General features: G+C 62.5%; 8 protein-coding genes and 1 pseudogene. 2 read left to right on the plus strand and 7 right to left on the minus strand.

What is annotated here, in order from left to right:
- On the minus strand, positions 1–803 hold an 803-nt coding region (locus EOA85_RS17135; RefSeq protein WP_164759706.1), incomplete at its 3' end, for an AMP-binding protein.
- 295 nt (positions 804–1,098) lie between these two features.
- Between EOA85_RS17135 and EOA85_RS17140 the strand changes: the two genes are divergently transcribed.
- The gene (locus EOA85_RS17140) at positions 1,099–2,949 is read left to right on the plus strand and encodes an AsmA family protein (protein ID WP_127210513.1); all 1,851 of its coding nucleotides are present in this window, start codon (positions 1,099–1,101) and stop codon (positions 2,947–2,949) included.
- Between the two features lie 29 nt (positions 2,950–2,978).
- Here the strand turns inward: EOA85_RS17140 and EOA85_RS17145 are convergent, their stop codons facing one another.
- The 6 genes from EOA85_RS17145 to EOA85_RS17170 all read right to left on the minus strand — a co-directional run bounded on the left by EOA85_RS17145 (position 2,979) and on the right by EOA85_RS17170 (position 10,005).
- Positions 2,979–3,797: an ABC transporter permease subunit gene (locus EOA85_RS17145; RefSeq protein ID WP_065010779.1), complete on the minus strand. Its 819-nt coding sequence runs from the start codon at positions 3,795–3,797 to the stop codon at positions 2,979–2,981.
- On the minus strand, positions 3,794–4,768 hold the full coding sequence (locus tag EOA85_RS17150) for an ABC transporter permease subunit (protein WP_095519031.1): 975 nt from the start codon (positions 4,766–4,768) through the stop codon (positions 3,794–3,796). The genes EOA85_RS17145 and EOA85_RS17150 overlap by 4 nt, the downstream gene beginning before the upstream one ends.
- A gap of 8 nt (positions 4,769–4,776) precedes the next feature.
- Positions 4,777–5,919: an ABC transporter ATP-binding protein gene (locus EOA85_RS17155; RefSeq protein WP_127210514.1), complete on the minus strand. Its 1,143-nt coding sequence runs from the start codon at positions 5,917–5,919 to the stop codon at positions 4,777–4,779.
- A 74-nt stretch (positions 5,920–5,993) separates the two neighbouring features.
- Complete coding sequence (locus EOA85_RS17160) at positions 5,994–7,091, minus strand: polyamine ABC transporter substrate-binding protein (RefSeq protein WP_029348419.1); 1,098 nt, start codon at positions 7,089–7,091, stop codon at positions 5,994–5,996.
- A 357-nt stretch (positions 7,092–7,448) separates the two neighbouring features.
- Entirely contained in the window at positions 7,449–8,402 is a 954-nt protein-coding gene (locus EOA85_RS17165) for a DMT family transporter (protein WP_065010775.1), read from the minus strand.
- 148 nt (positions 8,403–8,550) lie between these two features.
- Entirely contained in the window at positions 8,551–10,005 is a 1,455-nt protein-coding gene (locus tag EOA85_RS17170; RefSeq protein ID WP_029348422.1) for a helix-turn-helix domain-containing protein, read from the minus strand.
- A gap of 249 nt (positions 10,006–10,254) precedes the next feature.
- On the opposite strand from EOA85_RS17170, the pseudogene EOA85_RS17175 reads away from it, so the two are divergent.
- Positions 10,255–10,481, plus strand: a pseudogene (locus tag EOA85_RS17175) (isocitrate lyase); the annotation flags it as partial.

Here is a 10,481-nt window from a genome sequence, read left to right on the forward strand (position 1 = left end):
AACGGTAACCGTGCGAAGGTGACGGGCTTTGTGGCAAAGGATGAGAGCGCCTCGTCCAGCGCAGTCGCCTTCTCGATGGTCGCCGCCACATCGGTCGACGTGCCGAGATAGTCGACGATCAGGATCTTGCGGACGGTGACGAGCTTTGCCGCAACGGCCGCGATCTTGTCGGCGACCTCGATCGCCTTGCCATTGTACCAGTAACCGTCGGGCACGATGAAGACGACAGGCTCGATCTGCCCGAACCGGTCCAGCACGCCCTGTTCGCCGAAATCGGGAGAGCAGGACGACCAGACGGCGCCGATCGAGGCTGTCGCCAGCATTGCCGCGACGGTCTCCGGCATGTTGGGCATCATGGCGGCGATACGGTCGCCCTTTTTCACCCCAAGCGACAGGAAAAGCTGCTGCAGCCGCGAGGTCAGCGCATGCAGCTCATTCCAGGAAAGCCGGCGCTCGACCTTGTCCTCGCCGCGAAAGACGATGGCGTCACCGAGTCCGGTTTTCTTCAACAGATTCTCGGCGAAGTTCAGCTTCGCGTCGGGAAAAAACGCAGCGCCGGGCATTTTCTCGCCATCGACAAGCACGCGTTCGCCGCCACCGGCGCCCTTGTCGCCCACGATCCCGCAAAAGTTCCAGACCAGGCTCCAGAATGCCTCGCGATCGTCGATCGACCAACGGTGTAGTTCGGCATAGGAGGAAAAAACCTTGCCGGTTGCGGCCGCGGCGGCCTGCATGAAGGCAGTCATCGGCGCCGCGTCGACCTGGTCTTTCGTCGGTGCCCAGAGCGGTGCGTCGCCAGCCATGATCGTTCCTCCTTAAAACACGTCACGTTTGAAGAGTTCACGCGACGCGCTTTAGACTTTTGTTTTATGTATGTCGTTATCCCAAAAGGTTGCGCATTTTGGCGACAGGCATTGGGATCGCTTATGCATATCGCGTCGCAGCAGAGCAAGATTTTGTTCGGCCGCGCGACGCGGATGTGCGCAAATGCCATCGCCGGGCCATAAAGACTTGAAATGCGTCAGCCCTAAGTCGTAGTGACGACTGGGATTACACCTGTCGGGCGATTTTTGGTCGGAACGGAAGCATACGGGCGACATGTCATCACCTTTGATCCGGCGCGGAATATGGGCGATCGGCGTTGCCGTGCTCGTCATCGCGCTGGCCGTTGCCGCCCTTCCGCTCGTCGCCTCGACCCGCATCGTGCGCGACCGCATCGCCTGGGAAATGAGTGCATGGAGCGGTTTCAGGGTCACCATCGACGGCGCCCCGCGGATCGAGGTCTGGCCGAATTTCCGGGCCATCCTGACCGACGTGACGCTTTCGCAATGGACAGAAACCGACGCCCCGCCGGTGATCGAGGCCGAACGGGTCGAGGTCAATCTCTCCGCCATGGCGGCGTTGCGCGGCGATGTGGTGTTCTCGACGGCGCGGCTGATCCGGCCGACGATCAGGGTTCAACGCGCAGCACATGGGCTTTTCCTGCCCGCCCTGCCCTCAGGCGGGCGCATCACCCGTTCCATCGACATCGCCCGCGCCGTGGTCAGCGCCAATCCAGCCAAACCGGACCTGAGCAAGCTGCCGGCTGATCCGTTCGGCACCGTAGAGTTCAGGAACGGCCGCGTGGTGACCTCCGTCGATGGTAAGGACGCTGAGATACTGAGCAGCCTGAGCGGACAGGCGAACTGGGCCGCCATGAACAGCAATGCGACGCTGTCGGCGACCGGGATCTGGCGTGGCGAAAGCATCGCCGTGGATGCCGCATCGTCGAACCCGCTGGTGCTGTTTGGGGGCGGTGCGGCGCCGATGACGCTTTCCTTCAAGGCGGCCCCTGCCAGTTTTTCCTTCGACGGCGTGGCCAGCATGTCCGAGAATGCCTATTTCGACGGCCAGGCGAAATTTGCCGCACCCTCGCTCAGGCGCGTGCTCGAATGGTCGCGGGCCGGCATCGCGCCGGGCGCGGCAATCGGCTCGGTTTCCGTTTCCAGCAAGGTCACGGCGACCTCGGGCCGCATTAAATTCGAAAACACCGAGATCGCTCTGGACGACAATCCGGGAATGGGTGCGCTGGACTTCTCCTTTGGCGAGGCGCGGCCGGTGATCGCCGGTACGCTCGCCTTCGAGACGCTCGACTTGCGGTCGTTTCTCTCCGCCTTCACCCCCCTGGCGCCTGCGGACGGCGCTGGTCCAGGCGAAATCGACATAAGCGTCGCCGACCGGATCGATCTCGATCTCAGACTGTCGGCAGCGCAGGCCACTGCAGGCGCCATCCAGCTTGCCGACGTCGCCGCCGCCGCCCAGGTCAAGAACGGTCTTGCCGTCTTCGATATTTCCGATGCATCGGCCTTTGGCGGCAACATCCAGAGCAGTCTTCGTTTCGACCGCAAGCCGGGAGGCACGCAGGTCGAGATCAGGCTGCTCGCCTCCGACATCGATGGTGGGGCTTTTGGCACCGCAGCCGGAATGACGCGACTGGTGCCGATCGGCACGGGAACCATTTCGGTCATCCTCAAGGGGCCGGGCAGAACCTGGGATTCCATTTTCGAGAACGCCGACGGCTCGGTTTCGGCGAAATTCGGCCAGGGCGCGTTGAGCCGGTTCAATTTGCCGGTGTTTCTCAAACACAACGAACAGGGCGGGTTCTTCGCGCTCGACGATGTCTCCGACGGAACGCTGCCGATCGACGGGGCCGAACTCAAGGCGAGCATTTCGAACGGTGTGGCGAAGATCGACAAGGCCGAAGCGAATTCGGCGAAGTACAAGATCTGGCTTTCCGGCATCGCCTCCTATGCCGGGCGCGGGCTGGCGCTGTCCGGCGGCATCATTCAGGCGGACCAGCCAGCCACGCAGACAAATAACCAGGGTCCCAACCAGTCTTCGTTCTTCGTCGGCGGAACGTGGAGCACGCCGTTCGTTTCGCCGATAAGCCGCGGGGTTTCCGGAGAGTAGGCAACGAGCGTATTGCCGCCCCCCTTTCGTCACCCACGCTGTGCGGCCTGCTCATCGCGCTGGCGCTGCACCTCGCGACGCTTGTTGGCGAGCGAAGCGATGATGACGCCGACCGCCACGACCGCGATCAGGATGGTGCAGGCGGCGTTGATCTCCGGCGTCACACCGAGACGAACCTGGCTGTAGATCTTCATCGGCAGCGTGGTGGCGCCGGGCCCTGAGGTGAAGCTGGCGATGACCAGATCGTCGAGCGACAATGTGAACGCCAGCATCCAGCCAGACACGATCGCCGGCATGATGACCGGCAGCGTGATCTGGAAGAAGGTCTTCACCGGCGGCGCGCCAAGATCCATCGCGGCCTCTTCCAGCGAGCGGTCGAACGTGATCAGGCGCGACTGCACGACGACCGCGACGAAGCACATGGTCAGGGTGATGTGGGCAAGCGTGACGGTGAGAAAGCCGCGGTCGAGACCGACGGCGACGAAGAGCAGCAGCAGCGACAGGCCGGTGATGACTTCCGGCATGACCAACGGCGCAAAGACCATGCCGGAAAACAGCATCCGGCCCTTGAAGCGCGTGTAGCGCGTCAGGGTGAGAGCCGCCAGCGTGCCGAGCACGGTCGCCACGGTGGCCGAGATGACGGCGACGCGAGCCGTTACCCAGGTGGCGTCCATGAGGCCCTGGTTGTGGAACAGCGAGACGTACCATTTGGTCGAGAAGCCGCCCCAGACGGTGACCAATTTCGACTCGTTGAAGGAGAAGACGACGAGCAGGACAATCGGCAGGTAAAGAAAGGCAAAGCCCAGCACGATCGAAGTGATGTTGAAGCGGCTCCAGGTCGGGTTCATTTGTCCTGCTCCTGGGCGCGGGCCTGGGCCCGCTGGAAGAGCATGATCGGCACGATCAGCAGCAACAGCAGGATGACGGCGACGGCCGACGACACCGGCCAGTCGCGATTGGCGAAGAACTCGTTCCACAGCGTCTTGCCGATCATCAGGGTCTGCGATCCGCCGAGCAGGTCGGGAATGACGAACTCGCCAACGGCGGGAATAAACACCAGAAGGCAACCGGCGATGACGCCGGGCAGCGACAGCGGAAAGGTGATCTTCCAGAAGGCGCTGGTCGGCGGGCAACCGAGATCCTTGGCCGCCTCGATCAGCGAATAGTCCATTTTCTCGAGGGCGGAATAAAGCGGCAGCACCATGAACGGCAGATAGGAATAGACGATGCCGATGAAGATTGCCGTGTAGGTGTTGAGGATGATCAGCGGCTGGCTGATGACGCCGGTGGCGAGCAGCAGCTGGTTGAGCAGCCCCTCGGGCTTGAGGATGCCGATCCAGGCGTAGACGCGGATCAGGAACGAGGTCCAGAACGGCAGGATCACCAGCATCAGCAAAGTCGGGCGCAGCATCGCCGGCGCACGGGCCATGCCATAGGCGATCGGGTAGCCGACAAGCAATGTCAGCACCGTTGAAATGGCGGCGACGACGACGCTCGTCACATAGGCGTTGATGTAGAGCGCGTCCTGCGTCAGCCATGTGTAGTTATCGATGCTGAGCTGTTTCAGCTGAGCGAAAAAACCGGAAAGCCCATCGCCGAAGCCAAGTACCGGCGCGTAGGGCGGTATGGCGATCGCCGTCTGCGACAGCGAAATCTTGAAGACGATGACGAACGGAATCAGGAAGAAGAAGACCAGCCACAGATAGGGGATGATGATGACAAGGCGGCCAACGACGGCCTCTCCCAGTCTGGCCAGGGCGGATTTGCCCGCATCGGCGGCCCGAGAGCTCGTTGCAGCGGTGACAGCGGCATTCGACATGACCGCCCCTATCGCGTCAGCACGACGCCGGCGTCCGGCCTGAACGACACCCAGGCACGGTCGTTCCAGCTCAGCGGATCCTCGGCGAGGCGGGCCGCGTTCATCGTGCTCGCCCGTACCACCTGGCCGTCGTCAAGCCTGACGTGATAGACGGTCATGTCGCCGAGGTAGGCGATATCGTAAACCTCGCCCTCGATGGCGTTAACGGCACCGGCCGGTCTCGTCGACGATATCTTGATCTTCTCCGGCCTGATCGCGAAGGCGACGGCCGCGCCGGTGGGGGGCGCATCACCGGCATTCTCCGTCCGAATCGTGATGCCGTTGCCCGCATCGATGCTTGCGCTGCCTGCCTCGCCATGCGCAATCTTGCCTTCGAACATGTTGACGTTGCCAACAAAGCCGGCGACGAAGCGGGAACCCGGCGCCTCGTAGACTTCGGCCGGCGTCGCCACCTGCATCACCTCGCCCTTGTCGATGATGGCGATACGGTCGGCCATGGTCATCGCCTCTTCCTGGTCATGGGTGACGACGACGAAGGTGAGGCCGAGTGACTGCTGCAGATCCATCAGTTCGAATTGCGTTTCCTCGCGCAGCTTCTTGTCCAGCGCGCCCAACGGCTCGTCGAGCAGCAGGACCTTCGGCCGCTTGGCGACCGAGCGGGCAAGCGCCACGCGCTGGCGCTGGCCGCCGGACAGTTGGTGCGGCTTGCGCTTGGCGAACTGCTCGAGCTTGACCAGCTTCAGCATCTCTCCAACGCGCGCCGCGATCTCGGGCTTCGGCATGCCGTCCTGCTTAAGGCCGAAAGCGATGTTGTTCTCGACCGTCATGTGCGGGAACAGCGCATACGACTGGAACATCATGTTGACCGGCCGCCGGTATGGCGGGATGCCGCGCAAATCCTGGCCATCGAGCAGGATGCGGCCGGCGGTCGGCTCCTCGAAGCCGGCGAGCATCCGCAAAAGCGTCGATTTTCCACATCCCGACGCCCCGAGCAGGGCAAAAAACTCGCGCTCGAATATGGTCAGCGACAGATTGTTGACGGCGGTGAAGTCACCGAACTTCTTGGTGACCTTGTCGAACTGGATGTATGGCTTGGCGTTCGGATCGTTCCACGGCGCGAAATCCCTGCGGATGCTGCCAAGCGATTTCATATCCCACTCCGTCCTGCGTTCTGTCTCCAGAAGACTTGACCCCGGCAGCACCTGCCGGGGTCGTTGATTGTCGCCTACTGCCCGGTGACGATCTTGGTCCAGGTGCGGGTGACGACGCGCTGGGTCTTGGAATCGTAGGGGGCGATGGTGAACAGCTTCGCCAGCGTCGCCTCGTCCGGATAGATCGCCGGATCCTCGAGTATCTCCTTGTCGATGAACTGCTGCGATGCCTTGTTGCCGTTGGCGTAGAAGACGTAGTTGCTCGACTTGGCGATCACTTCCGGCTTCATCATGTAATTCAGGAATTCATGCGCCTCGGCGACATGCGGCGCGTCGGCCGGGATCGCCATCTGGTCGAACCACATTTCGGCACCTTCCTTCGGCACGGAATAGCTGATCTCGACGCCACGGTTAGCCTCCGTCGCACGGTCGCGCGCCTGGAACACGTCGCCCGACCAGCCGACGGCCAGGCAGATGTCGCCATTGGCCAGTGCGTTGATATATTCCGACGAGTGGAACTTGCGGATGTAAGGCCTGATCTTCAGCATCAGTTCTTCCGCCTTGGCGAAATCGTCCGGCGACGTGGTCTCGGGATCGATGCCCAGATATTTGAAGGCGTTCGGGAGGATGTCGCTCGGGGAATCGAGGACATAGACGCCGCAATCCTTCAGCTTGGCCAGCTTTTCCGGGTTGAAGAATACGTCCCAGCTATCGATCTTGTCGGTGCCGAGCGCTTCCTGCACTTTCTTGACGTTATACCCGAGGCCGACCGTGCCCCACATGTAGTTGATCGAATATTCGTTGCCGGGATCGTACTTGGCTGTGCGCTCCGAAACGATGTCCCACATGTTGGAAATGTTGGGCAGCTTCGACTTGTCGAGCTTCTGGAACACACCTGCCTGGATCTGGCGTGCGAGGAAATTGGCGGTCGGCACGACGACATCGTAGCCGCTGCCGCCGGCAAGCAGTTTCGTCTCCAGGAGTTCGTTGGAATCGAAGGTGTCATAGGTGACCTTGATGCCCGTTTCCTTGGTGAAATCCTCGATGATCGAGCTGTCGATGTAATCCGACCAATTATAGACATTGACGACGCGGTCCTGGGCATGAGCGCCGAGGGTGAAAAGCGTCAGAAATGCCGAGGTCGCCGAAAGCCAGAATGCTTTGCGGGTCATGCGTCTCTCCTTTGATGAGTGTTCCATCGCCAACTCGTCGCGGGGCTGCGCGGCTGGGCGTTTGCTTCAGATTATTGAGCTTTCCGACAAGCGACAAGCGCGAACCGCCAACCCAATCGTGGTTCGATGCGCAGCGGCCAAGCCCCCCGTTCCTATGTCGTGATCCAGGTGGCATTCCGGCGCCGTCAAAGGCTCTCGCCACGGCGCGGGCAGGGATACGACGATGTTGTCCGGTCTCCGTCGGGCCGGAGGGGAGACTTGGCAAGATGAGCCTGTCTTGTTGTTGCCGTATTGGCAGCCTGCCCGCGCGGCTGCGCCATTGTCAATGGCTCATCTCGCTTTGGCGCGTGCGCTGCATCAATTAGGCGACGGCATGCCGGTGACACCCGGCCGCACGGGCCGCGCCTGACGCTTGAATTCGAGCCCGATATGGACGAGCAGCGCCGTGACCACGACCGTGCCGCCAAGGATGGTGCGTCCCGACGGCACCTCGGAATGGATGAGCCAGACCCAGATCGGGCCGAGGATCGGCTCGAAAGTGCCGAGCAGTGCAGCGACCGCCGCCGGAACAAGCCGGGCGCCGGTGGCGAAGAAGGCAAGGCCGAGACCTAGATTGACCACACCGAATGCAAAGAGGAAGCCCATGTCGCTGCTGGATACGCCGAATTGCGATGCCTGGGACGCCGCGAACGCGGCGGCAAGCATCGTGCCGAGGCAGGTCGCCGGCGTCATGCGCACATGGGCAAAGCGCCGCGTGATGACGGTGGCGATCGAAAACATCACAGCGATGAGCAGCGCCAAGCCGTCGCCGATGGGCGAAACAGCGCCATCGAGCGATTCCGATACCATGATGGCAACGCCGGCAATAACGGCTGCAATAGCCACCCAGGTTGCCAAGGCCACCCGTTCGCGAAACAGCACCCAGGCAAACAGCGCCGCCAAGAGCGGCACGCCGGCCTGCATCAAAAGGATGTTGGCGACAGTGGTATAGGCAAGCGCCACTACGAAAGAGGTCGATGCGGTGGCGAAGCAGAACGCCACGGCAAGGCCGGGCAGGCCCATGCCGCGGAACAACCTCACCGTGCCGTGCCAGCCGTCGCGCCAGACCATGAAGCAGATCAGGAAGGCGGCGGCCCAGACCGAGCGCCAGAACACCACCGTCCAGCTGTCGCCGGCGTCGATGAAGCGGGCGATGGCGCCGCCGAAACTCCACATCAGCGCCGACAGGAATATCAACAGGAAGCCGATACGCTCCTCACGCGGCGAGACGGCAGGCGAAACGGCGATCGGTGATGATGCGGTGTCGGTCATGGGCACGACTGTCGACGATTTCGGGGCGGCACGATGCGCAACGGACGCCAAGAACGTGCCTCATTGGCGTAACGCAAAGACCATTGCCAGGCGTGATCCAGCGGACGGCGACGGTTGTGGCAAGGACGGCAGGTCGCCTGCCAAGGCCTCACTGAAAATCGAAGGCGCTTAGTCCGGTCACCATCTCGTCGAGACCGAGCGGGCGCGTCACCGGCGGCTCGGCGCGGGCCAGGCAGCCGATGCGTTCGCACAGCCGGCAGGCGGGGCCTATCGGCGTGGCCGGATTGGTGCCCTGTCCGGCTTTTCCTGTCGCTGCGGCAGCCGGCCCCGGCAGTGCCGCGCCATAGACGATCTCGTCACGAAAGCCGATGTCGCAGCCCAACAGAAGTGCGGTACGGCGCGGGCGCTCCGAAAATGAGCCTTGCGGTCCTTCGAGCGTGCGGGCGACGCAGAGGAATTCGGCGCCGTCGGGCATTTCCACCGCCTCGACGAAGATCTGGCCGGGCTGAGTAAAGGCGGCATGCACGGGAAGCTTCGGACAATTGCCGCCGAAGCGGCTTTGCGGAAAGCCCTGGCTGCCCGCTTTGCGGAAGCGGTTGCCGGCATTATCAACCTCGAGCATGAAGAACGGCACGCCCGGCGTGCCCGGCCGCTGCAGCATGGTCAGGCGGTTCGCCGCCTGCTCGAAGGAGACGCCGAAGCGCGAGCGCAGCACGTCGATGTCGTAACGGGCGCGGTGTGCTGCCGCGTGAAAGGATTGATAGGGCATCATCAGCGCATGGGCGGCGTAGCGGCCAAGCTCGAAGCGGGCGAGCCGGCGAGCTTCATCCGTGCTCAGCTTCAGCGCCTGGATCTCGCCTGCCACCGCGACCGTCATGCGGATCAGACAGGCCTCCATCGCCACCTCGCGCAACTGGTCGAATGGCGACAGGCGCTCGGACAGAAAAAGACGCTGCGAGTGGCGGTCGTAGCGGCGGCGCCAGTTCGGCATGGTGGCGACCGGCAGCACCTTGACGACGATGCCGTATTCGCGCTTCAGCCAGGCCTTCAGCGCACTGAACAGATCGTCGCCGGGATCGAGCACCGACGTGAATGCCTCGGCTTCCGCTTCGAGCGCAGCAAAATGGTTCGGCCGGCGCTCGAAAATCTCGTGCACCTCGTCGATCGGCAAGCGGGCGCCGGAGAGTGCCGTCGCTTTGCCCTCGCGCGCGAGAAGCTCGTTGAGGTCGGAAAGGCGCTCGGCCTGCTCGCGATAGGCGCGGAACAGTTTTATCACCGCGGCGGAAGCGTTGGGCGCCGCCTCGGCAAGCTCGATCAGCTCCTGGTCACCTGGCAATTCGCCGACCAGCAGCGGATCTGAAAACACCTCCTTCAAGGCGGCGACCGAGCCTCTCGCCTCGCCCTGCAATTCATGCGGGTCGACCTTGTAAACAGAGGCCAGCCTCAGGATCAGCTGGACCGTCAGCGGCCTCTGGTTGCGCTCGATGAGATTGAGATAGGACGGCGAGATGCCGAGCCCTTCGGCCATCGCCGTCTGGGTCAGGCCCTTGGCGCTGCGGATACGGCGGATGCGCGGCCCGGCGAAGATCTTCTGGTCAGCCACTCGACTGTCCTTGACAGAAATTTACATGACTTCCGTACGCAGATGGCCATGTCGGCGTTTTACAATCGCGACAAAATTACAGCGCCTAGCTGTCAAACACAACACAGGTTTTCACTTATTTTCCCGCCAATCTTCTGGTTTTCCTCGCCTGTTTCGCGCTGAAATGTAAATGCTGTCACACCAAAACGGCGCGGAATTCTCCATGAGGCGGCGTTTCCATCCCAGCAGCGATTTACCCGGAGTGACCAAATGACCGATTTTTACAACCTCGTCCCCTCGGCGCCGGAAGGCCGCTTCGACGGCATCGAGCGGCCCTACTCGCCAGAGGACGTGAAGCGGCTGCGCGGTTCGGTCCAGATCCGGCAGAGCCTCGCCGAAATGGGCGCCAACCGGCTCTGGCAGCTCATCCACGAGGAGGACTTCGTCAACGCGCTCGGCGCCATGTCTGGCAATCAGGCGATGCAGCAGGTCCGGGC

The sequence above is a fragment of the Mesorhizobium sp. M5C.F.Ca.IN.020.29.1.1 genome (genome assembly GCF_003997375.1).
In the GTDB taxonomy this organism is placed as follows: domain Bacteria; phylum Pseudomonadota; class Alphaproteobacteria; order Rhizobiales; family Rhizobiaceae; genus Mesorhizobium; species Mesorhizobium wenxiniae.